Raw genomic sequence first — 21933 nt, 5'->3', positions numbered from 1 at the left:
CCCGAGGTGCCGTTCCCGTGGAGTCAGAGCGCTCAGCCGGAACGTTCGGCCAGCGCGGCCAGAGCGTCGCGGTAGCCGTCGACGCCGCGTCCGGCGATCACCCTCACCGCGTACGGCGTGACCACCGAGGTGTGCCGGAACTCCTCGGGCCGCGTCGCCGGGTCGCTGATGTGCACCTCGACCAGCGGCGCGGTGAGCATCGCGCACGCGTCCATCAGCGCGAACGAGTAGTGGGTCCACGCCGCCGCGTTGAGCACCACGGGCGTCTGCTCGTCGGCGGCGGTGTTGAGCCAGTCGAGCAGCCGGCCCTCGTGGTTGGTCTGGCGGACCTCGACCTCGAGCCCGAGGTCACGCCCCCAGCCGACGCACAGCTCCACCAGCTCGAGGTACGTCGTGCGGCCGTAGATCTCCGGCTGCCGCCGCCCGAGCCGGCCGAGGTTGGGACCGTTGAGCACCAGCACTCTCATGCTCCCGCTCCCGTCATCACGTCGTAGGCGGCCCGCAGGTCAGCCTCGTGGGGACCCTCCAGGATGCGTGGCCGGGCGACCTCGGACAGCACTACGAAACGCAGGCCCGAGCCGCGCGACTTCTTGTCGATGGCCATCAGCGCGCGCAGCTCGTCGTACGACGCGCCGTGCCAGGTCGTCGGCAGCCCGACGCGGGTCAGCACCGACCGGTGCCGGTCCGCGGCCGAGGGGTCCAGCAGCCCGGCCGTCCGGGCCAGCTCGGCCGCGAACACCGCGCCGATCGCCACGGCCTCGCCGTGGCGCAGGGCGTAGTCGCTGGCCCGCTCGATCGCGTGACCCATCGTGTGCCCGTAGTTCAGGATCTCGCGCCCCGGGTGCCCGGCGCTGCCACCGCGCTCGGTGAGGTCGTCGGCGACCACGGCGGCCTTGACCCGCACCGCCCGCTCCACGAGCTCGCGCAGCTCGGGCGATCCGGGGGTGAGCGCGTCGGGCGGGGACTGCTCGACGATCTCCAGGATCCGGGGGTCGGCGACGAAGCCGCACTTGACCACCTCCCCGAGCCCGGAGCGCAGCTCGGCCCGCGGCAAGGAGCTCAGGACGGCCAGGTCGCAGAGCACGGCGGCAGGCTCGTGGAAGGCGCCGACGAGGTTCTTCCCCCTGCTGGTGTTGATGCCCGTCTTGCCGCCCACTGCGGCGTCGACCATCGCCAGCAGCGAGGTCGGCACGTGCACGACGCGCACCCCCCGGAGCCAGGTCGCGGCGACGAAGCCACCCAGGTCGGTGGTGGCACCGCCGCCCACCGTCACCACGGCGTCGCTGCGGGTGAAGCCGGCCCGTCCGAGCCGCTCCCAGCAGTCGTCGGCGACGTGGGCGGTCTTGGCCCGCTCGCCGGGCGGGACCGGCAGGTCGAGCACGTCGTACGACGTCGCCAGCAGGTCGCGCACGGGGGCGGCGAACCGGTCGAGGTCGACCGGGGCGATCACCGCGACGCGAGCGACACCCTTGCCCAGGGCAGCGGGCAGTCGGTCGAGGAGGTCCTCGCCGACCACCACGTCGTACGGCGCGCCGGTCGCGACCGGGATCACGCTCGGCTCAGCCACCCAGCACCGCCTCGACCCGGTCGGCGACCTCGTCGGGCGTGAGCCCGTCGGTGTCGACGCTCGCCATCGCCAGCGACTCGTAGAGGGGCGCTCGCTCGTCGAGCAGCGCCTTCATCGTGCCGCGGACGTTGCCGAGCAGCAGCGGGCGCGAGGCGCCGAGCCCGACCCGGGACGCCGCATCGGTGAGCCCGACCCGCAAGAACACGACCGGAAGTCCGGTCAGGGCGGCCCGGCTCTTCTCGGCCAACACGGCACCACCGCCCAGGGCCAGCACCCCCTGGTGGTCGGAGACCGCGCGCGCGACGGCCGCCCGCTCGAGGGCCCGGAAGTGCTCCTCGCCCGACTCCACGAAGATGTCGCTGACGCTGGCGCCGGCGACCTGTTCGATGTCGTCGTCGGTGTCGCGGAACTCCACGCCCCAGCGCTCGGCCAGCAGCCGGCCGACCGTGGTCTTGCCGGCACCCATCGGGCCGATCAGCACCAGCCGCGGCCCGGGCGAGGCTCCGGTCATCGAAGCCTCAGCGAGTGAAGGTAGCCGTCGAGGTTGCGACGGGTCTCCCCCACCGAGTCGCCACCGAACTTCTCGAGCACGGCATCGGCGAGCACGAGTGCCACCATCGCCTCGGCGACGACGCCGGCGGCCGGCACGGCGCACACGTCCGAACGCTGGTGGTGGGCCACCGCCGCCTCGCCGGTGCTCACGTCGACGGTGCGCAGGGCCCGCGGCACGGTGGCGATCGGCTTCATCGCCGCCCGGACCCGCAGGACCTCACCGGTCGACATCCCACCCTCGGTGCCGCCCGAGCGTCCGCTGGTGCGGCGGATGCCGTCGGCGGTGGGGACGATCTCGTCGTGGGCCAGGCTGCCCCGGGTGGCGGCGACCTCGAAGCCGTCGCCGACCTCCACCCCCTTGATCGCCTGGATGCCCATCAGCGCGCCGGCGAGCCGCGAGTCGAGCCGGCGGTCCCAGTGCACGTGCGAGCCCAGACCCGGCGGCAGCCCGTGCGCCACCACCTCGACGACCCCGCCGAGGGTGTCGCCGTCCCGGTGGGCCTCGTCGATCGCCGCCACCATGGCCGCGCTGGCCTCGGGGTCGAGGCAGCGCACCTCGTCGGCGTCGAGCCGGGCCACGTCGTCCGGCCCCGGGACCATGCCCACGGGCGCCCGGACGCCGCCCAGCTCGACGACGTGGGAGACCAGCCGGACACCGGCCGCCTGCTCGAGGAACGCGGAGGCCACTCGGCCCAGCGCCACCCGCGCGGCGGTCTCGCGGGCCGAGGCCCGCTCCAGCACCGGCCGGGCCTCGTCGAAGTCGTACTTCTGCATGCCGACCAGGTCGGCGTGGCCCGGCCGGGGCCGGGTCAGCGGGGCGTTGCGGGCCAGCGCGTCGAGCTCGGCCTGGTCGACCGGGTCGGCCGCCATCACCTGCTCCCACTTGGGCCACTCGCTGTTCGCGATCTCGATCGCCACCGGGCCGCCCTGGCTCTTCCCGTGCCGGACGCCGCCGAGGAGCGTCACCCGGTCCTGCTCGAACTTCATCCGGGCACCACGCCCGCGACCCAGCCGGCGCCGGGCCAGGGCCTCGCCGATGTCGTCGGTGGTGATCGAGACGTGCGCGGGCAGCCCCTCCAGGATGGCGACCAGGGCAGGGCCGTGGGACTCCCCCGCGGTGAGCCAGCGCAGCATGGACCTCAGTCTTCCATGACGCGGGTGGCCACTCTCACCCCGTGACCACGAAGTGGCTCCAGAGGGGTTCGCCCCACGCGATGGCCACCAGCACGCTGATCAGCATGAACGGCCCGAACGGCACGTGCCGCTGGCGGACCACCTTGAACACGCGCAGCAGCGCACCGATCACCCCGCCCAGCAGGAAGCCGGCGTACAGGCCGACCAGCAGCGGACCCCAGCCGAGGTAGCCCAGGGTGATCCCGAGCACCCCGGCCAGCCGGACGTCGCCGTAGCCGAGTCCGGGCGGGTAGATGAACCACAGGACGGCGTACAGGCCACCGGCGACGAGCCAGCCGAGGGCCGCCCGCTCCAGCGCGACCAGATCGCGTTCGGCCACCGTGGCCACGACGACTCCGACGATCGCGATGACGTACGCCGGGCGGACCAGGTCGGTGGGCAGGAGCCGGGTGTTCCAGTCGACGAACGCCAGCGCGACCCCGAGGGGCACCAGGGGGACCCAGTAGACCAACGACCAGTCCCATCCCAGTCCGAGCCCGATCACGATCCCCGAGAGCGCGGCCCCGACGGCGAGCCGCACGGCCAGACCCGGGCGCGCCCCCAGGTCGGCGTACGCCTCCTTGGGCGGCTCGGGTTCCGGCACCGTGAGCGTCTTGCCCTGACGAGCCGCCCGCTCCTCGCGCGCCAGCCGTCGCGCCGCCTGGGCCTCGACCTCCTCGGGCGTCGGCTCCGGTTCGGGCTCAGGCTCCGCGAGGGCGGCGATCCGGCTCGGCATCCACAGCGTTGCCGCACCTGCGGCGGCAGCGCACACCGCAGCGGTGTCCAGGTGTCCCACCCAGCTCATGCCCGCACCCTAGGGCGTGGCGAGGGCCCGCACGCCCGCTTCGCGCATCGTGTCGACGGGCACGTCGAAGCGGCCGGTCATCGCGCGGACCTGGTCGACCGCCTGCCACAGCAGCAGGTCCAGCCCGGTGACCGCCGTTCGGCCCTGCGCGCGGGCGGCGGCGACGAGCGGGGTCGGCCACGGGTCGTAGACCACGTCGAAGACCACGGGGACCGCCGCGGTGGCCTCGAGCAGCGCCGGCGTCTGCGCCGCGGCCGGGACCGTGGAGACGAGGATGTCGGCCGGGGCCTCGGAGATCGTGGCCAGGTCGGACAGCGGCTCGACCCGGACGGCCGGGTGGCGACCGCTCCGCGCCACGGTCTCGACCGTCTCGCGGGCGCGGTCGGCATCGCGCACGAGGAGCGTCGCCGAGGTGCAGCCCAGCTCACCGAGAGCGAGCAGCGTGGAGGCGGCGGTCGCGCCACCGCCGAGCACCAGGGCCCGGTCGACCGGGGCATCGGTCGCCTCCCGGATCGCGGCGATGGCGCCCGGCACGTCGGTGTTCAGCCCGTGCCGGCCGCCGGCGTCGAGCAGGACGGTGTTCGCGGCACCGGACACCACCGCCCAGGAGTCGCGCGAGGTGAGCAGGGGCATCACCTCCCGCTTGAGCGGCATGGTCAGCGACAACCCGCGCCACGAAGCGTCGAGCCCGTCCAGGAACGCCGCCACGCCGCCGCTGCGCACCCGCACCGCGTCGTAGGTCCAGTCCAGCCCGAGCGCGGCGTACGCCGCCCGGTGCAGGACTGGCGACAGCGAGTGCTCGATCGGGTCCCCGAGCACGGCGCAGTGCATGCCGGTGCTCAGCAGGCGTCCGACGTCGTGCAGTACTGGTCGAACTCGGCGCGGTACTGGAGGAACTGCGCGTAGGTGGTGGCGAACTTCGTCTCGCCGGTCTTCAAGTTCACCGTGACGTAGTAGTACCAGGGCCCGGCCGCCGGCTTCGCCGCCGCCTTGATCGCGGCGTCACCGGGGGCGTCGATCGGGCCCGGGGGCAGGCCCGGGTTGAGGTAGGTGTTGTACGGCGACTGGGTGCCCGTCGTCTCCGCCGTGGTCACCGCGACCACGCCCTTGCGATGCAGGGCGTAGTTGACGGTGGCGTCGATCTGGAGCAGACCGTTCGTGCCGCCCTGGTCGCCCGGACCGTCGAGCCGGTTGTAGATCACGCGTGCGATCTTCGGCATGTCCGAGCCCCGCCCCTCGGCCTGGACCAGGCTGGCGATGGTCATCAGCTCGCCCGGGGTCTTGCCCAGCTTCGAGGCAGCCGCCACCAGCCCGTCGTCCTGGGCGGCCTGCTTCCAGCGGGTCACCATGTCGGTGAGCATGTCGATCGGCTGCTCCTTGGGTCCGAAGCCGTAGGTCGACGGGAAGAGGTAGCCCTCCGGGTTGCCGTTGGCGTACGACGGCAGGCCGAGCGCCGAGGTGTCCTTCAGCGCCGACTGGAACGCCGAGAGGGGGAACTTCGTCTTCGCGGCCAGGATCGGCAGGATGTCGGCCACCCGCAGGCCCTCGGGGATGGTCACCGTGGTGGTGAGGATGTTCTTGGGGTCGATCAGCACCGCGAAGGCGTCCTGGGCCGACATCTTCTTCTTCAGCTCGTAGTAGCCGACCTGGATCGAGGTCTTGCCGCCCGAGGCGTCGCTGAAGGCCTGGACCGACTCCACGACGCCGAGCGCCTTGAGCGAGCGGCCGATGTCGCCGACGGTGTCGCCGTCCTTGACCTGGAACAGCACGTGGCCGTGACCCGGGCCCGGGTAGTCCGGGGCCGACGAGCCCAGGTGGTCCTTGAGGTAGTGGAAGCCCTTGCTCCCCACGAAGTAGCCGCCGCCGACGATCACCGCGAGCGCCACCAGCACGGCCAGGCAACCGGAGAAGCCGCGCTTCTTCTTGCGCGCCCCGCCGAGGAGGTAGGGGTCGTGCTCCGCGTCGCCCTCCGCCGGGTCGTCCTGGCCGGTCCCGTCGTAGGGCACCACGCCGTCGTACGCCGGTTCGCCGGCGCCGGGGTCCGGGCGCTCCACATCCTGGTCGAACGGGTCGTCGTTCATCGATCTCCCTTGACGATCTCTCCGGATGGACTGCCGGTGGTGCGCTCGGTGTCCAGTGCGTGCTGCAGGATGAGCACCGCCGCAGCCTGGTCGACCACGGCCCTCCGTGAGGCGCCCTTCTTCCCCCGGTCGCGCAGCATAGCCTCCGCCGACACGGTCGTCAGTCGCTCGTCGTGAAGTCGCACCGGGATCGGCGCCACCCGTGCGGCGAGCTGGGCGGCCCAGGCCCGGACCCGCTCCGCGGCCGGGCCTTCGCGCCCGGACAGCGAGCGGGGCAGGCCGACCACGATCTCGACCGTCTCCTGCTCGCCGGCCAGCCGCGCGATCCGGGCCAGGTCTCCCTTGCCCCGGCGCACGGTCTCGACCGGGCTGGCCAGGAAGCCCGAGGGGTCGCTGCGGGCCACCCCGATCCGGGCGTCGCCGGGGTCGATTCCGAGACGTACGCCGGCTCGCACCCGGCTCAGCCCTGGGTGGCGCGGGCGACGGTCGCCCGAGCGGCCGCAAGGGCCTCGTCGATCCGCGAGGCGTCGGTGCCGCCACCCTGCGCGACGTCGTCCTTGCCGCCTCCGCGGCCGCCGACGAGGGGCCCCACGGCGCCGACCAGGTCGTTGGCGCTGACCCCGCGGGCCCGGCCCGCGTCGTTCACCGCCGCCACGACCGCGACCTTGCCGTCGGCGACACCCACGATCAGTACGGCGCCGGCCTGCTCCTGGGGCAGCCGGCCACGGATGTCGAGCGCCAGGTTGCGCACGTCCGCCCCGCCCGCGCCGTCGACGCGATGGGCCACCAGCCGCACTCCTCCGACGTCGACCGCGTCGTCGGCGAGCGCGGCGCCCCCGGCCAGGAGCTGACCCAGGCGCACCTTCTCGATCTCCTTCTCCGCGGCCCGGAGCCGTTCCACGATGTCGTTGACCCGCTCGGGCAGGTCCTCGGGGCGCGTCTTGAGCGCCTCGGACAGCTGCGCCACGAGCACGTGCTCGCGGGCCAGGAAGCGGTAGGCATCGGCGCCCACCAGCGCCTCGACGCGGCGTACGCCCGAGCCGATCGACGACTCGCCCAGCAGCTTGATCACGCCGAGCTGGCCGGAGCGGCCGGCATGGGTGCCGCCGCACAGCTCGCGCGCCCAGTCGCCGACCGAGATCACCCGCACCTGGTCGCCGTACTTCTCACCGAACAGCGCCATCGCGCCGGACTTCACCGCCTCGGCCTGGCTCATCGTCTCCGCGTGGACGCTCAGGTCGTCGAGGATCACGTCGTTGACCCGAGCCTCGACGTCACTCATCACCGTGGCCGGCACGGCACCGGACGCGGAGAAGTCGAAGCGGAAGCGGCCGGGCGCGTTCTCCGAGCCGGCCTGGGTCGCGGTCTCCCCCAGGGCTTCACGGAACGCCTTGTGGACCATGTGGGTCGCGGTGTGGGCTCGCGAGATCGAGCGCCGCCGCTCGACGTCGACCGCGGAGTGGGCCGCTGCACCGGGGGTGACCTCGCCGCTGAGCACCTTGACCCGGTGCACGACCAGCCCCCGGATCGGCGACTGCACGTCGCGGACCTCGAGGCGGGCACCGTTGTCGAGCTCGATCACCCCCTGGTCGGCCAGCTGTCCGCCGCCCTCGGCGTAGAACGGTGTCCGGTCCAGCACCAGCTCGACCTCGTCGCCCTCACGCGCGGACTCGACGACCCCGCCGGCCGCGACCAGCCCGCGGACCGAGCCCTCGCTGACCACCTCGCGGTAGCCGGTGAAGTCGACCGGAGCGCCCAGGGAGTCCGCGATCCGGCGGTACGCCGTGGCGTCGACGTGGGCGCCCTTCTTGGCGCGGGCATCGGCCTTGGCCCGGTCGCGCTGCTGGCCCATCAGCTCCCGGAAACCGACCTCGTCGACGACGAGCCCCTGCTCCTGAGCCATCTCGAGGGTCAGGTCGATCGGGAAGCCGTAGGTGTCGTGCAACGCGAACGCGCGCTCGCCACTGAGCACGGTCTCGCCCGAGCTCTTCACGTCGGCGGCGGCCTGGTCGAAGATCGTGGTGCCCGCCCGCAACGTCTGCCGGAAGGCGTCCTCCTCGGCGTAGGCGATCTGGGAGATCCGCTCCCAGTCGTGGTGCACCTGGGTGTAGGTCTCCCCCATCTTGTCGCGGCTGATCGGCAGCAGCTCGGGCAGGACGCGGTCCTCGGTGCCCAGCAGCCGCATCGAGCGCACGGCCCGCCGCAGCAGCCGGCGCAGCACGTAGCCACGACCCTCGTTGCCCGGGGTCACGCCGTCCGCGATCAGCATCAGGGAGCTGCGGACATGGTCGGCGACCACCCGCATCCTGACGTCGTCCTCGTGCCCGCCCGGTCCGCCGTACCGCCGTCCGGTGAGCTCCGCGGCCCGCTCGATCACGGGGTACATCACGTCGATCTCGTACATGTTGTCGACGCCCTGGAGGAGGTAGGCCACCCGCTCCAGGCCCATCCCGGTGTCGATGTTCTTCCTCGGCAGCGGGCCGACGATGTCGAAGTCCTCCTTGGACCGGACCGCGCTCAGCTCGTCCTGCATGAACACGAGGTTCCAGATCTCGAGGTAGCGGTCCTCGAGCTTGGTCGGCATCTCGATCCGGTCGGTGGTCTCGAACTCGCCGTCGGGGCCGTGCTCGGGACCACGGTCGTAGAGGATCTCCGAGCACGGGCCGCCCGGCCCGGGCACGCCCATCGACCAGTAGTTCTCCTTCGGCCCGAGCTTGACGATCCGCTCGCTGGGCAGCCCGGTGATCTTCATCCACAGGTGCAGCGCCTCGTCGTCACCGTGCAGGATCGACGGCCACAGCCGGCTCTCCTCCATGCCCCAGCCCCCGTCGGCCTGCGAGCGGGTGACCAGGTCCCAGGCCAGCTCGATCGCACCCTCCTTGAAGTAGTCGCCGAAGGAGAAGTTGCCGCACATCTCGAAGAACGTGCCGTGCCGCGTGGTCTTGCCGACGTCCTCGATGTCGGGGGTGCGCACGCACTTCTGGACGCTGACAGCACGGTCGTACGGCGCGGTCTCCTGGCCCAGGAAGTACGGCTTGAACGGCACCATGCCGGCGTTGACGAACAGCAGGTTGGGATCGTCGAGCAGCAGCGACGCCGACGGGACGGGCGTGTGGGCCGCCCGCTCGAAGTGCGCCACGAACCGTCGCCGGATCTCCGCGGTGTCCATCAGCTCTGGCCTTCCTCGTCGTGATGCCGCTCCAGCGGCGGACCGGTCGTGGTGGTGCTGCTCGAGCCCACGAGCTCGGGTAGCCCATGAGGCACCAGACCGAAGCGCTCTCGCAAGTCGTATTCCGCCTCGGCCTGGCCCTGGGCGACCTCGTCGCGGAACATCCGGGCGCCGACGGTCAGCGCGTGCCAGCGGTCGGAGAGCCCGTCCGCGGTGAACACCTCGGCCATCCGGCGGGCGCGGACCACGGCATAGGCACCGGCTCCGGCACCGGCCGCGAACCAGAAGCCGCGCCTCATGAGGCCTCCCCCGTCATCGTCCGGCGTTCGCGGGCGTGCAGGTCGCGCTGGGCCGCCTTGAGGTCGGTGCGTCGCTGCTTGCGGGAGCGTCGGACCTCCTGCTTCATCTCGAAGCGGATCCGGTTGCGGGTCGCCGGCGCCAGCCCACGTCGTACGCCGTGAGCCAGGGAGGCCGCCTTGACCACCGTCTCGCGCAGCACCGTGTCGGCGAAGACCGTCCCGTCGATCCGCTCGGGCGGCGCCGGGTCCGGCTCGGGGGTGCCGCCGAGGCCGGTGATGAGGTACTCGGTCGGGACCGACGTCCGTGGCGTGGCGCCCTGGGCGTGCTCGAGCGCCTCGACCCGGCCACGCAGGTCGCCGAGCTCCGCGTGTGCCGCGTGGGCGTCGCGCGACCACGCGCGCCGGCTCACCACCAACGTGGCGAGCAGCGCCAGGCACAGCAGCGCCAGCCCGGCCACGGCGATCCACATGACGACGTCCTTGCCCACTGGTCGACCCTATCGTCCGCGGATCATCCGCCGGATCCGCTCCCAGCGCTCCTTGACGGCTGCCTCGGCGCCCAGCGCCGTCGGCCGGTAGTACTCCGCGTCGGCGATCACGTCGGGCGCGTACTGCTGCTCGGCGATGCCGTACGGCGCGTCGTGGCTGTAGGTGTACGACGTGCCGTGGCCGAGCGCCTTGGACCCTTGGTAGTGCGCGTCGCGCAGGTGGGGCGGCACCTGCCCGATCTTGCCGGCCCGGACGTCGGCGCTGGCCGCCTCGATCGCCTTGATCACCGCGTTGGACTTGGGCGCAACCGCCAGGGCGATGGTGGCCTGCGCCAGGTTGAGCCTGGCCTCGGGCATCCCGATCAGCTGGACCGCCTGGGCTGCCGCGACCGCCGTGGTGAGCGCCGTCGGGTCGGCCAGGCCGATGTCCTCGCTGGCCAGGACCACCAGGCGCCGGGCGATGAAGCGTGGGTCCTCCCCCGCCTCGAACATCCGGGCCAGGTAGTGCAGCGCCGCGTCGGCGTCGGAGCCGCGCAGCGACTTGATGAAGGCCGAGATCACGTCGTAGTGCTGGTCGCCCTGCCGGTCGTAGCGCACGGCGGCGCGGTCGACCGCGGTCTCGGCGGTCGCCAGGTCGATCACCGCACCGCCGGTGACACCCGCGGCGCCGGCAGCGGCCTCGAGGTAGGTCAGGGCCCGGCGGGCGTCTCCGCCGGCCAGCCGGACCAGGTGGTCGCGGGCGTCGTCGTCGAGCGTGAGCGCGCCGCCGAGCCCGCGCTCGTCGCTGAGCGCATGGCCGATCACCTCGGCGATGTCAGCGTCGGTGAGGGGGTCCAGCTGAAGCAGCAGGCTGCGCGAGAGCAGCGGGGAGATCACCGAGAAGAACGGGTTCTCGGTCGTGGCCGCCACCAGGGTGACCCAGCGGTTTTCGACCCCGGGCAGCAGCGCGTCCTGCTGGGCCTTGCTGAAGCGGTGCACCTCGTCGACGAACAGCACGGTCTCGCGGCCGCGGTGGGTCAGGTCGGACCGGGCCTGCTCGATCGCCGCCCGGACCTCCTTGACGCCGGCCGAGACGGCCGACACCTCCACGAAGGCACGGTCCGTCGTACCACTGACGATGGCGGCGATGGTGGTCTTGCCGGTGCCGGGCGGACCCCACAGCAACAGCGAGAGCGCCTTGCCTCCCTCGATCAGCTGGCGCAGCGGCGAGCCCTCCGCTCGCAGCTGCGGCTGACCCACCAGCTCGTCGAGCGTGCGCGGCCGCATCCGGACCGCGAGCGGGGCCGACGCATGGGTGTTGGCCTGCAACGAGCCCGCCCCGGGGGTCACCGGAGGGGCCGGCCGCAGGGCCTCGGCGTCGAAGAGCTCGTCCACGGGGTGCAGCGTACGGCGGGCCGTCGACCGCCCCGACGCCGCTGCGGTCAGGCCGACGTGGTGGAACCGCCCTTGAGGTCGAACCACGTGTCGGCGAAGCCGGGCTGGTCGTGGACGTCGGTCACCGGCGCGGCGGTGGGGTCGGGGTTGCCGGCGTCATCGACACCGAGCAGGGTCGCGGTGACCGGACGCGTCGGGTGCTCGCCGTACTCACCGGCGAAGTGGCAGGCCACCTTGTGCTTCTTGCCGATCTGCATCAGGGGCGGCTCCTGCTTGGCGCAGATCTCCTGGGCCATCCAGCAGCGGGTACGGAAGCGGCAGCCGCTCGGCGGGTTGATCGGCGACGGGACGTCGCCCTCGAGGCGGATCCGCTCGCGGCGGCCGCCGATGGCGGCCTGCTTCACGTCGGGAGCCGCGGAGAGCAGGGCCTGGGTGTAGGGGTGGTGGGGCCGCTCGTAGATCGTCTCGCGGTCGCCGATCTCGACGATCTTGCCGAGGTACATCACCGCGACGTCGGGGCAGAAGTGACGCACGACCGCGAGGTCGTGGGCGATGAAGAGGAAGGCGATGCCGAACTCCTCCTGCACGTCGCGCAGGAGGTTGACGACCTGGGCCTGGATCGACACGTCGAGCGCGGAGACCGGCTCGTCGGCCACCAGCAGCTTGGGCTGGAGGGCGAGCGCGCGGGCGATGCCGATCCGTTGCCGCTGGCCGCCGGAGAACTCGCTGGGATAGCGGTTGTAATGCTCGGGGTTCAGGCCGACCACCTCGAGCAGCTCCTGGACCCGGGAGAGCACCTTCTTCTCCGGCACCATGTTGTGCACGCGCAGCGGGGTGCCGACGATCGTGCCGACCGTGTGCCGCGGGTTCAGCGAGGAGTAGGGGTCCTGGAAGATCATCTGGATCTCGCTGCGGATCGGCATCATCTGCCGGCGCGAGAGGCCCGAGATGTCGGTGCCCTCGAAGTCGATCACGCCCGAGGTGGGGTCGTAGAGGCGGGTGATCAGCCGGCCGGTCGTGGTCTTGCCACAGCCGGACTCACCGACCAGGCCCAGCGACTCCCCCTTGTTGAGGGTGAACGAGATGCCGTCCACGGCCTGCACGTGGGCGACCGTGCGGCGGATGACACCCCCCGACTTCACCGGGAAGTACTTCTTCAGGTCGCGGACCTCGAGGAGGGTGTTGTTGCCGACGGATGCCGCGGTCTGACCCGGGGCATGCTCGACGTCATGGTTGCTCGCGGTGCTCATCGTGCTCACATGTCCTCGGGGTCGACGGCAGCCAGTTCCGGAATCATCTCACCAGTCTCCGGATCGATGAGGTCGGGTGCGATCTCGGGCAGAACCTCCTCAGTGTAGATCTCACCGGGGTTCGCGAGGTGGCAGCGCTTCAAGTGGTTGTCGCCGCGGTCACCGGGGACCAGCTCGGGAAGGGTGGTGCGGCACAGGTCGCCGGGCACCTTGTCCATGTGCGGGCACCGCGGATGGAAGGAGCAACCGCTCGGCGGGTTGAGCAGGCTGGGCGGGGTGCCGGGGATCGGGATCAGGCGCACGTTGGCGTCGCCGGCGACCTCGGGGATGCTGCCCAGGAGGCCCCAGGTGTACGGCATCTCGGGGTGGGTCAGGATCTCGCGCGTGGCGCCGTACTCGACCGTGCGACCGCCGTACATCACCATCGTCTGGTCGGCCATCTCGGCCACCACTCCCAGGTCGTGGGTGATGATGATGACCGCCGAGTTGAACTCGCGCTGGAGGTCCTGGAGCAGGTCGAGGATCTGGGCCTGCACGGTGACGTCGAGTGCGGTGGTCGGCTCGTCCGCGATCAGCAGCTGGGGGTCGTTGACCAGCGCCATCGCGATCATCGCGCGCTGCCGCATCCCGCCGGAGAACTGGTGCGGGTAGTCGTCCACGCGGCGCACGGCCTGCGGGATCCCGACCCGGTCGAGCATCTCCACCGCGCGCTTCTTCGCATCGGCCTTGGAGACCTTGTGGTGGATGCGGTAGCCCTCGGAGATCTGGTCACCGATCGTGTAGAAGGGATGCAGGGCGGTCAGGGCGTCCTGGAAGATCATCGCGACGTCGTTGCCGCGGATCTTGCGCATCCGGTCCTCCGACGCGCCGATCACCTCGAAACCGTCGACCCGGATCGAGCCGGACAGGCGGGTGTGCTTGGGGTCGTGCAGCCCGAGCACCGCCATCGACGAGACGCTCTTGCCGGACCCCGACTCGCCCACGATGCCGAGCGTCTTGCCGCGCTCGACGGTGAACGAGAGGTCCGTGACCGCCTGCACCAGGCCGTCGTGGGTGGGGAACTTCACCGTGAGGTTCTCCACGACCAGGAAGGGGTCGTTCGGGTTGACCGGCGCCGCCATGTCGTCGGGGCGCGCGGTGGTGTCTGCCGTCATGTCGAGACCTCGTTCGGAGTGCCGGGAAGCGAGCAGTCAAGCACGGCGCTCACGCGACGCTGACCCGCGGGTCCAGGAAGCTGTAGAAGATGTCGACGAGCAGGTTGGCGACGACGATCAGGACCGAGCTGACCAGCACACCTGCGCTGATCACCTGGAGGTCGATGGGCGTCGAGAGCGCGTCGAGGCTCCATTTTCCGATGCCGTCGATGTCGAAGATCCGCTCGGTGAAGATGGTGCCGGCGAGCAGCGTCGCGAAGTCCAGGCCGAAGATCGTGATCACCGGGACGATCGCCGCTCGCAGGGCGTGCTTGAACAGCACCCGGTTGGTCTTCACCCCCTTGGACATGGCGGTCCGGATGTAGTCCTCGTTGAGGGTCTCCACCATCTGGCCTCGTGTGAACCGCGCGTACGACGTGCAGTTGGTCAGGCCGATCACGAGCCAGGGCAGCATCATCCAGGAGATCGTCTTGCCCGGGTTCTGGGTGATCGGGTAGTAGCCGGTGGTCGGGAAGATCTTCAGCTGCAGGGACAGGTAGATCCACGCCAGCAGCGCCACCAGGTAGAAGGGGATCGCCGAGACGATCAAGGTGCTGCCGACGAGCACCCGGTCCGCGGCGGTACCCCGCCATCGGGCGGCCAGGGCGCCGAGCAGGACACCGAGCACGAGATAGATCGAGGCGCCACCCACCGCGAGGGTGATGGTTGCGGGGTACTTCTGCTTCAGCTCGCTCCACACGGTGTTCTGGGTGTTGATCGAGATGCCCAGGCACGGAGCCGGGCACTTGTAGAGCTTGCCGTCGACGTAGACGTTGTCGCGGCCGACGAAGACGCCCTTGGCCCACACGCCGTAGTTGTAGGCCACGGACTTGTCGAAGCCCATCTGCTGCTTGATCGAGTCGAGCTTCTGAGCGGTGCACTTGCCCGGCCCGAGCTTCTCGCAGTAGTTGCGGGCGGGACTGTCGCCGAGCCCCTTGAAGAACAGCACGAACACGAAGATCGAGGTCAGGATGACCACGAGGATCGAGGTGAGAACCCGGCGAACGATGAATCCAGTCATCCCTGGCTTCCTAGCGTGATTTCAGGCGGGAGGTGGTGGGGTGCGGCTGTGCCGCACCCCACCACCCTTGATGACCTGGCCGGTCAGGTGACCGACCTGTCGGAGGAACTTACTGAGAGATCCAGATGTTCTTCCAGGTCGGCATACCCAGGGTGTTGTCGTCGTTGTCGCCCATGATCTTCGATCCATGGGCCTGGGCGATACCGGTGTAGTAGGTCGGGAACAGCGGGAAGTACTTCGTTGCGATCTGCTTGTCCAAGCTGTTCCACGCAGCGGCCTGCTGGTCGAGCGGCAGGCTCTGGATGGCGTTCATCTTGTTGTCCACGGACTTGTTCGAGAACGCCGTGTAGTTGGTACCGAAGGACTTCGTGGTGTCCGGGTTGGTCGACCCGTACAGGGTCGGCAGCCAGGTCGAGCCCGACGGCCAGTCCGAGCACCAGCCCGCGGAGCGGACGTTGATGTCCTCGGTGGTGTTGTCCCGCGCCGCGACGTAGTCGGCCGTGGTCGTGGGCACCGGGGTGGCCTTGAAGCCGGCCTGGGTCAGTGCCTTGACCGTGGAGTCCTTGGTCTTGACGCTGATCGGGTCATCGGTCCGGAACAGGAACTTGATCTCGAAGCCCAACGCGTTGGCCGACTTCAGCAGCTCGCGCGCCTTGGCGGCGTCGGTCTGGAAGCCCTTGCGACCGGTCACGTTGTACGGCGTGCGACCGGGCAGGCCCGGAGGCATCAGGTTCGACGCCGGGATGGCGTTGACTCCGGGGATCAGGCCGGCGGCGAGGATGTTGTTCTTGTAGGGGTAAGCCCACGAGAGCGCCTCACGCACCTTCTTGTCGGTGATCTTCCGGTTGTCCGGTGCCCAGTAGTAGGTGCACGGCGTGCCACCCAGGGTCAGGCGGTCCGGAGCAGTCGACTGCATCTTGGCGAAGTCAGGCGCCAGCAGGTCGTCGTAGGTCAACGTGGTCTGACCGTTGCCGGAGTCGGCGAGCAGGATCTGGTCGATCTTCTCCGACTGCTGCTGCAGCTTGAAGTCGTAGCCGTCGGGGTACTGCGTGCGAGCCGGGTCGGTCGAAGCATCCCAGTTCGGGTTCTTCGTCAGGACCAGCTCCTTGGACGGGCTGAACGACTTGATCATGTACGGACCGGTCGACATCGGGTGGTTCTTGTAGGTCTTCGGGTCCGAGGCCGACTTGCCCAGCGGGATCGGGCCGTTGGCCGGGAAGGTGCCCCAGTACGGCATGTCCGGGAAAGGCTTGGCCATGTTGATGGTGATGGTCGAGCCGTTGACCTTGATGCCCTTGTACTTGGCACCGGGGTCGGTGTACGGGCCCTTGTAGCTCGAGCCGCCCTTGAAGTACACGTTGGAGTAGTACTGGCAGGGGCCGGTCGGGAACGTCGCGGCGTCCATGCACCGCGTCATGCCCCAGGCGACCTCCTTGGCGGTGACGGGCGAGCCGTCCTCCCACTTCACACCGGGACGGATGGTGAACGTCCACTTGGTGTAGGAGTCGTTGGGCGTGCCCAGGTCGGTGGCCAGGTCGGGCACCAGGATCATCTGCTTCTTGACCGGGTCGTACTTGTACTGCGTCAGCGACCGCGTGATCAGACCGCTCAGGATCGACGAGGTGTCGGTGTAGTAGACCTCGCTCGGGTCGATCGTCGTGGTCAGACCGCCCAGGGTCAGCACCGTGACGATGCCGCCCGTCTTGGCGCCGGCAATGGTGACCGGGCCCTTGGCTGTCGCGTCCTGGCCGTTGCCCGTGTCGCCGAGCTTGCCATTGTCCTGCCCGCCATTTCCAGCGCCCGGTGATGAAGACCCGGAGCTGCCACAGGCGCTCAGAGCCAACATGCCGACCGCGGAGATGGCAATCAACGGTGATTTGAACCGCATAGCCCACCCTTTCCGTGGATGTTGCATTTCTCCCGGTGAACCGATCACCGGCGAGTTCGTGGGTCGAAGGCGTCTCGCACCGAGTCGCCGAGGAGGTTGAGCGCCAGGACCAGCACGGTGATCGTGATCACCGGGGCCCAGAGGTAGAGCGGGTACTGCTGCCAGTAGCTCTGCGCGTCGTTGATCGTCTGCCCCAGGGACGGGGTGCCGGTCAGGCCGATGCCGAGGTAGGACAGGCCGGCCTCGGCCGTGACGTAGCCGGGCAGCGAGAGCGAGGTGGCGACCACGATCGGGGCCACGAGGTTGGGCAGCAGCTCCTTGAACAGGATCCGGCTGGTGGGCACGCCCATCACCTGCGCGGCCATCACGAACTCACGCTCGCGCAGGGAGAGCACCTGGCCACGGATCAGTCGGGTCAGGCCCATCCAGCCGAAGATCACCAGGATGAAGATCAGCGAGAAGAGCTGCACCCGGGCCAGGGTGTTCAGGTTGTGCTGGAAGTGGGCCACGAGGATCGGCGCCATCGCCAGCGCACCCAGGATGAAGGGGAACGACAGGAACAGGTCGGTGACGAACATGATGATCCGGTCGAGCCAGCCGCGGGAGAAGCCGGCGATCAGTCCGAGCACGACACCGATCAGGATGCTGGCGATGGTCGCGATCGAGGCGACGAGCAACGACGTACGCAGGCCGTAGAGGAGACGGGCGAGGTTGTCGACGGCGGTGCCCGGCGCCAGGCCGAGCGGGTGCGCCGCCCAGTAGCCGTGCTCCGGCGGCCCCTGCTTCGGGAGCCCGAACGACGCGCCGCCGAAGTGGAGCACCTTGCTCGGGTCGTAGGGGATCGTGGCGGTGGTCGGGTAGATGTTGAGGATGTTGCAGATCACAGGCGCGAAGACAGCGGCCAGGATCATCAGCAGGACGATGATCCCGCAGACGACGGCGAGCTTGTCCTTGCGGAGGCGCTGGAGGGCGATCTGCGTCGGCGACCGGCCTGCGAGCTTCTTGCCTTCGGGCTGTTCGTGTGAGCCTGTCGGCGCTTCGGCCAGTTCTGTCGCGCTGATGCCCATGGGCTCCCTTTCGCCGCGCCTTGGAAAGATCGTTCCGTGCCGCTGATGACCCTGCTGGGCCTCCGCCGGGTGAGGCGGACCGCAGCACCTGGACCGAAACGGACTCTAAGGCACCGTCAACTGATTTCGACGCGCCCCGAGGTAACGATTCTGTCTCAGGGGGTGGGCACCGCCGGGCGGGCGTCGATGCCCGCCTCGCGTCGCTGCTCCGGCGTGATCGGGGCCGGGGCAGCGGTGAGCGGGTCGAACCCGCCACCGGACTTCGGGAAGGCGATCACGTCGCGGATCGAGTCGGCACCGGCCAGCAGGGCCACGATCCGGTCCCAGCCGAAGGCGATGCCGCCGTGGGGCGGCGCGCCGAACGCGAACGCGTCGAGCAGGAACCCGAACTTCTCCTGGGCCTCGTCCTCGGGAAGCCCCATCACCGCGAAGACCCGCTTCTGGATGTCGCTGCGGTGGATACGGATCGAGCCACCGCCGATCTCGTTGCCGTTGCAGACGATGTCGTAGGCCCAGGCCAGGGCGCTGCCGGGGTCCCGGTCGAAGGTCTCGAGGTCCTGCGGCGAGGTGAAGGCATGGTGGACCGCCGTCCACTGGCCGCTGCCCACCGCCACGTCACCTGCCGCGGTGGCCTCGTCGGCCGGCTCGAACAGGGGTGCGTCGACGACCCACAGGAAGCTCCAGGCGTCCTCGTCGATCAGGCCGCCACGGCGACCGATCTCGAGCCGCGCGGCCCCGAGCAGGGCGCGGCTGGACTTGACGGGTCCGGCGGCGAAGAAGACGCAGTCACCCGGCCCGGCGCCGGTGTGGGCGGCCAGGCCGGCGCGCTCGGCCTCGCTGAGGTTCTTGGCGACCGGGCCCCCGAGCTCACCGTCGGCGCCGACCGTGACGTAGGCGAGCCCGCGCGCGCCCCGCTGCTTGGCCCACTCCTGCCACGCGTCGAACTGCCGGCGCGGCTGGTCGCCTCCCCCGGGCATCACCACTGCCCCGACGTAGGGCGCCTGGAAGACGCGGAACTCCGTGTCGGCGAAGTACGTCGTGCAGTCGACGAGCTCCAGGCCCATCCGCAGGTCGGGCTTGTCCGAGCCGAATCGCGCCATCGCCTCGGCGTAGGTCATCCGGGGCAGCGGCACCGGCACGTCGTACCCGATCAGGCGCCAGAGGGCGACCAGGACGTCCTCGGCGACGGCGAGCACGTCGTCCTGGTCGACGAAGCTCATCTCGATGTCGAGCTGGGTGAACTCCGGCTGCCGGTCCGCCCGGAAGTCCTCGTCGCGGTAGCAGCGCGCGATCTGGAAGTAGCGCTCCATGCCGGCCACCATCAGCAGCTGCTTGAACAGCTGGGGGCTCTGCGGCAGGGCGTACCAGGAGCCGGGCTGGAGGCGAGCAGGCACCAGGAAGTCGCGGGCACCCTCCGGCGTGGACCGGGTCAGGGTCGGGGTCTCGATCTCGACGAACCGGTGCGCATCGAGGACGTCGCGGGCGGCCTTGTTCACCTTGCTGCGCAGGCGGATCGCGGCGGCGGGGCCGCTGCGGCGCAGGTCGAGGTAGCGGTGCCGCAACCGGGCCTCCTCCCCCACGTCGCCGCCCTTCTGCGATCCGGCGTCGTCGATTGGGAACGGGAGGACGGCACTCGCGCTGAGCACCTCCACCTCGGTCGCGATCACCTCGATCTCGCCCGAGGCGAGGTTGGGGTTGGCGTTGCCCTCGGGTCGCAGGGCCACCTCGCCGACCACCTTCAGGCAGAACTCGCTGCGCAGGCTGTGCGCCACCGACTCGTCGCGGATCACCACCTGCGCGACCCCGCTGGCCTCCCGCAGGTCGATGAACGCGACGCCACCGTGGTCGCGGCGACGAGCCACCCACCCGGCCAGGGTGACCGTCTCCCCGACGTTGGCAGCGGTCAGCGTTCCGGCGTCGTGCGTGCGGATCACAGGGAATTCTCCTCGGTGTGGGTCGAGCTGGTCACGATCGTGGGCCGCAGGTCCCCGTCGGGCGGGGTCCAGGCAGTGGGGTCGGCCTCGATCTGGTCGCCGGACCGGATGTCCTTGACCTGCGAGGTGCCGTCGGCCTGGAGGAACCAGACGAACGGGATGCCGCGACGCTCCGCGGTGCGGATCTGCTTGCCGAACCTCTGGGGGCTGGTGGCCACCTCACAGGGGATCCCCCGCTGCCGCAGCGCGTCGGCCACGCCCTGCGCCGCGGGCCTGCTGTCCTCGTCGGTCAGGGCCACCAGCACCGCGCTGGGCACCGCCCGGCTGCCGCCGAGCACGCCCTCGGCGATCAACGGCAGCAGCGTGCGGGAGACGCCGAACGAGATGCCGACGCCGGGGTACGTCGTACGCCCGTCGCTGGCCAGGGCGTCGTAGCGCCCCCCGCCGCCCACCGACTTCAGCCGCTCGTAGCCGCGCATGAAGATCTCGACCACCGTGCCGGTGTAGTAGTCGAGCCCACGCGCGATCCGCAGGTTGGCCTCGACGGTCACGTGGTCGTCGACCACGTCGGCGCAGCCCTCGAGCACCGCGGACAGCTCCGCGAGGCCGCGGTCGAGGAGCTCGTCTGCGACCCCGAGCGCCCGAACCCGCTCGACCAGCGACGCGTCGGCGACGCGGATGCCGGCCAGCTCCAGGCAGCGTTCGGCCTGCTCGGCGCTCGCCCCTGCCTGCTCGACCAGCAGCGCCGCCACCGCTTCCGCGGGCAGCTTGTCGAGCTTGTCGATCGCCCGGATCGCCGCGGTCACGTCGGGGATGCCGAGGCCGCGGTAGAAGCCCTGGATCAGCTTGCGGTTGTTCACCTGGAACGACAACGCGGGCAGGGGCAGGGCGCCCAGCGCCTGCACCATCACCCGGACCACCTCGACGTCGTGGTGGAACGCGAGCTCGTCGCGGCCCACGATGTCGATGTCGGCCTGGGTGAACTGGCGGTAGCGGCCCTCCTGCGGACGCTCGCCCCGCCAGGCCGGCTGGATCTGGAACCGGCGGAACGGGAACTCCAGGTGGCCGGCGTGCTCCAGCACGTAGCGGGCGAACGGCACGGTCAGGTCGAAGTGCATGCCCAGACCGGTGTCGTCGGCGGAGTCGTCGGCCTGGAGGCGGCGCAGGACGTAGATCTCCTTGTCGATCTCGCCGCCCTTGGCCAGGCGCTCCAGCGGCTCCACCGCCCGGGTCTCGATGTTGGCGAAGCCGTGCAGCTCGAAGGTCCGGGAGATCGAGGCGACCACCTCGCGCTCGACGACGCGAGCCGCGGGCAGCAGCTCGGGAAAGCCGCTCAGCGGCGTGGGCTTGCTCATCGTCAGAGTCCTCGGGTGACCTGCGGGGCCGCACCGTCGCCGGCGAGGTCCTGCAGGAAGGGGTTGGTGGCACGCTCGCGACCGATCGAGGTCTGCTCGCCGTGGCCGGGCAGCACCACGACGTCGTCGGGCAGCGTCAGCACCTTGGTCCGTAACGTCTCCATCATCGTGGCGTGGTCGCCACCGGGCAGGTCGCTGCGCCCGATCGAGCCCGCGAACAGCAGGTCGCCGGCGAACATCACCTCCGAGACGTCGTCGCGCTGGTACGCCGTGCGGAAGGTCACCGAGCCCTCCGTGTGGCCCGGCGTGTGGTCGACCTCGAAGTGCAGCCCCGCGAGCTCGAGGCGCTGCCCGTCGGCCAGCTCGGCGACGTCGTCGGGCTCGGCGAAGGAGTAGCCCGAGCCGAGCATCATCGCCGCGGACTCCGGGGAGATGCCGGCCATCGGGTCCTTCAGGAGGTGCCGGTCGGAGGGGTGCAGCCAGGCGGTGGCGTCGTAGGCGCCTGCGACCGGTACGACGCACCAGACGTGGTCGATGTGCCCGTGCGTGAGGAGGACCGAGACCGGCTTCAGCCGGTGCTCGCGGACGATCTCGGCGACGCCGTCCACGGCGTCCTTGCCGGGGTCGACGACGACACACTCGGCCCCCGGACCGGTGGCCACGACGTAGCAGTTGGCGGCCCAAGGACCCGCAGGGAACCCGGCGATCAGCACTCGG

20 protein-coding genes are annotated in these 21933 nt (G+C 70.7%); all 20 read right to left on the bottom strand.

Annotated features, from left to right (window positions below):
• Window positions 1-32 precede the first annotated feature (32 nt).
• The 20 genes from E3N83_RS03875 to E3N83_RS03780 all read right to left on the bottom strand — a co-directional run bounded on the left by E3N83_RS03875 (window position 33) and on the right by E3N83_RS03780 (window position 21929).
• Window positions 33-467 (bottom strand): type II 3-dehydroquinate dehydratase, encoded by a 435-nt coding sequence (locus E3N83_RS03875; RefSeq protein WP_151082057.1) that lies wholly within the window; start codon window positions 465-467, stop codon window positions 33-35.
• The gene (gene aroB / locus E3N83_RS03870) at window positions 464-1567 is read right to left on the bottom strand and encodes a 3-dehydroquinate synthase (protein WP_151082056.1); all 1104 of its coding nucleotides are present in this window, start codon (window positions 1565-1567) and stop codon (window positions 464-466) included. The genes E3N83_RS03875 and aroB overlap by 4 nt, the downstream gene beginning before the upstream one ends.
• Window positions 1560-2078 carry a shikimate kinase gene (locus tag E3N83_RS03865; protein WP_151082055.1) on the bottom strand — a complete coding sequence of 173 codons (519 nt, stop codon included), beginning with the start codon at window positions 2076-2078 and terminating at the stop codon, window positions 1560-1562. Before E3N83_RS03865 ends, aroB begins: the two co-directional genes overlap by 8 nt.
• Window positions 2075-3253 (bottom strand): chorismate synthase, encoded by a 1179-nt coding sequence (aroC, locus tag E3N83_RS03860; RefSeq protein WP_151082054.1) that lies wholly within the window; start codon window positions 3251-3253, stop codon window positions 2075-2077. The genes E3N83_RS03865 and aroC overlap by 4 nt, the downstream gene beginning before the upstream one ends.
• 34 nt (window positions 3254-3287) lie before the next feature.
• Window positions 3288-4097: a prepilin peptidase gene (locus E3N83_RS03855; protein WP_151082053.1), complete on the bottom strand. Its 810-nt coding sequence runs from the start codon at window positions 4095-4097 to the stop codon at window positions 3288-3290.
• Window positions 4098-4106: 9 nt separating this feature from the next.
• Window positions 4107-4928, bottom strand: coding sequence for a shikimate dehydrogenase (locus E3N83_RS03850; protein WP_151082052.1), 822 nt, complete (start codon window positions 4926-4928; stop codon window positions 4107-4109).
• 8 nt (window positions 4929-4936) lie between these two features.
• Window positions 4937-6178, bottom strand: coding sequence for an endolytic transglycosylase MltG (mltG, locus tag E3N83_RS03845; protein WP_151082051.1), 1242 nt, complete (start codon window positions 6176-6178; stop codon window positions 4937-4939).
• Window positions 6175-6633 carry a Holliday junction resolvase RuvX gene (gene ruvX, locus E3N83_RS03840; protein WP_151082050.1) on the bottom strand — a complete coding sequence of 153 codons (459 nt, stop codon included), beginning with the start codon at window positions 6631-6633 and terminating at the stop codon, window positions 6175-6177. Before ruvX ends, mltG begins: the two co-directional genes overlap by 4 nt.
• Window positions 6634-6638: 5 nt before the next feature.
• Window positions 6639-9347: an alanine--tRNA ligase gene (gene alaS / locus E3N83_RS03835; RefSeq protein WP_151082049.1), complete on the bottom strand. Its 2709-nt coding sequence runs from the start codon at window positions 9345-9347 to the stop codon at window positions 6639-6641.
• Entirely contained in the window at window positions 9347-9646 is a 300-nt protein-coding gene (locus E3N83_RS03830) for a DUF6167 family protein (RefSeq protein WP_191907932.1), read from the bottom strand. The genes alaS and E3N83_RS03830 overlap by 1 nt, the downstream gene beginning before the upstream one ends.
• Window positions 9643-10134: a hypothetical protein gene (locus E3N83_RS03825; protein WP_151082048.1), complete on the bottom strand. Its 492-nt coding sequence runs from the start codon at window positions 10132-10134 to the stop codon at window positions 9643-9645. The genes E3N83_RS03830 and E3N83_RS03825 overlap by 4 nt, the downstream gene beginning before the upstream one ends.
• A gap of 9 nt (window positions 10135-10143) precedes the next feature.
• Entirely contained in the window at window positions 10144-11508 is a 1365-nt protein-coding gene (locus tag E3N83_RS03820; RefSeq protein ID WP_420371836.1) for a replication-associated recombination protein A, read from the bottom strand.
• 47 nt (window positions 11509-11555) lie between these two features.
• Window positions 11556-12758 (bottom strand): ABC transporter ATP-binding protein, encoded by a 1203-nt coding sequence (locus E3N83_RS03815; protein WP_151082047.1) that lies wholly within the window; start codon window positions 12756-12758, stop codon window positions 11556-11558.
• A 5-nt stretch (window positions 12759-12763) separates the two neighbouring features.
• A complete protein-coding gene (locus E3N83_RS03810) occupies window positions 12764-13879 on the bottom strand; it encodes an ABC transporter ATP-binding protein (protein ID WP_420371843.1) in 1116 nt (371 codons plus the stop codon).
• Between the two features lie 82 nt (window positions 13880-13961).
• Entirely contained in the window at window positions 13962-14972 is a 1011-nt protein-coding gene (locus tag E3N83_RS03805; protein WP_151082045.1) for an ABC transporter permease, read from the bottom strand.
• 109 nt (window positions 14973-15081) lie between these two features.
• Complete coding sequence (locus E3N83_RS03800; protein ID WP_191907931.1) at window positions 15082-16818, bottom strand: ABC transporter substrate-binding protein; 1737 nt, start codon at window positions 16816-16818, stop codon at window positions 15082-15084.
• 86 nt (window positions 16819-16904) lie between these two features.
• Window positions 16905-17927 (bottom strand): ABC transporter permease, encoded by a 1023-nt coding sequence (locus tag E3N83_RS03795; protein WP_202879314.1) that lies wholly within the window; start codon window positions 17925-17927, stop codon window positions 16905-16907.
• A gap of 155 nt (window positions 17928-18082) precedes the next feature.
• Window positions 18083-19861 (bottom strand): aspartate--tRNA ligase, encoded by a 1779-nt coding sequence (gene aspS, locus E3N83_RS03790; protein WP_151082043.1) that lies wholly within the window; start codon window positions 19859-19861, stop codon window positions 18083-18085.
• Window positions 19858-21216: a histidine--tRNA ligase gene (hisS, locus tag E3N83_RS03785; protein WP_151082042.1), complete on the bottom strand. Its 1359-nt coding sequence runs from the start codon at window positions 21214-21216 to the stop codon at window positions 19858-19860. The genes aspS and hisS overlap by 4 nt, the downstream gene beginning before the upstream one ends.
• A gap of 2 nt (window positions 21217-21218) precedes the next feature.
• On the bottom strand, window positions 21219-21929 hold the full coding sequence (locus E3N83_RS03780) for an MBL fold metallo-hydrolase (protein ID WP_151082041.1): 711 nt from the start codon (window positions 21927-21929) through the stop codon (window positions 21219-21221).
• Between the last annotated feature and the right edge of the window lie 4 nt (window positions 21930-21933).

The sequence above is a fragment of the Nocardioides cynanchi genome (assembly GCF_008761635.1).
GTDB classification, from domain to species: domain Bacteria; phylum Actinomycetota; class Actinomycetes; order Propionibacteriales; family Nocardioidaceae; genus Nocardioides; species Nocardioides cynanchi.
Note: the sequence above shows the minus strand (reverse complement) of the source record. Positions and strands in the feature narration are given on the sequence as shown.

Excerpts from the sequence above, each read along its gene's own strand:
- E3N83_RS03875 (WP_151082057.1), bottom strand. The coding sequence starts at position 467 with ATGAGAGTGCTGGTGCTCAACGGTCCCAACCTCGGCCGGCTCGGGCGG.
- E3N83_RS03865 (WP_151082055.1), bottom strand. The coding sequence starts at position 2,078 with ATGACCGGAGCCTCGCCCGGGCCGCGGCTGGTGCTGATCGGCCCGATG.
- aroC (WP_151082054.1), bottom strand. The coding sequence starts at position 3,253 with ATGCTGCGCTGGCTCACCGCGGGGGAGTCCCACGGCCCTGCCCTGGTC.
- E3N83_RS03855 (WP_151082053.1), bottom strand. The coding sequence starts at position 4,097 with ATGAGCTGGGTGGGACACCTGGACACCGCTGCGGTGTGCGCTGCCGCC.
- E3N83_RS03850 (WP_151082052.1), bottom strand. The coding sequence starts at position 4,928 with ATGCACTGCGCCGTGCTCGGGGACCCGATCGAGCACTCGCTGTCGCCA.
- mltG (WP_151082051.1), bottom strand. The coding sequence starts at position 6,178 with ATGAACGACGACCCGTTCGACCAGGATGTGGAGCGCCCGGACCCCGGC.
- alaS (WP_151082049.1), bottom strand. The coding sequence starts at position 9,347 with ATGGACACCGCGGAGATCCGGCGACGGTTCGTGGCGCACTTCGAGCGG.
- E3N83_RS03830 (WP_191907932.1), bottom strand. The coding sequence starts at position 9,646 with ATGAGGCGCGGCTTCTGGTTCGCGGCCGGTGCCGGAGCCGGTGCCTAT.
- E3N83_RS03815 (WP_151082047.1), bottom strand. The coding sequence starts at position 12,758 with ATGAGCACCGCGAGCAACCATGACGTCGAGCATGCCCCGGGTCAGACC.
- E3N83_RS03810 (WP_420371843.1), bottom strand. The coding sequence starts at position 13,879 with ATGGCGGCGCCGGTCAACCCGAACGACCCCTTCCTGGTCGTGGAGAAC.
- E3N83_RS03805 (WP_151082045.1), bottom strand. The coding sequence starts at position 14,972 with ATGACTGGATTCATCGTTCGCCGGGTTCTCACCTCGATCCTCGTGGTC.
- E3N83_RS03800 (WP_191907931.1), bottom strand. The coding sequence starts at position 16,818 with ATGTTGGCTCTGAGCGCCTGTGGCAGCTCCGGGTCTTCATCACCGGGC.
- E3N83_RS03795 (WP_202879314.1), bottom strand. The coding sequence starts at position 17,927 with ATGGGCATCAGCGCGACAGAACTGGCCGAAGCGCCGACAGGCTCACAC.
- hisS (WP_151082042.1), bottom strand. The coding sequence starts at position 21,216 with ATGAGCAAGCCCACGCCGCTGAGCGGCTTTCCCGAGCTGCTGCCCGCG.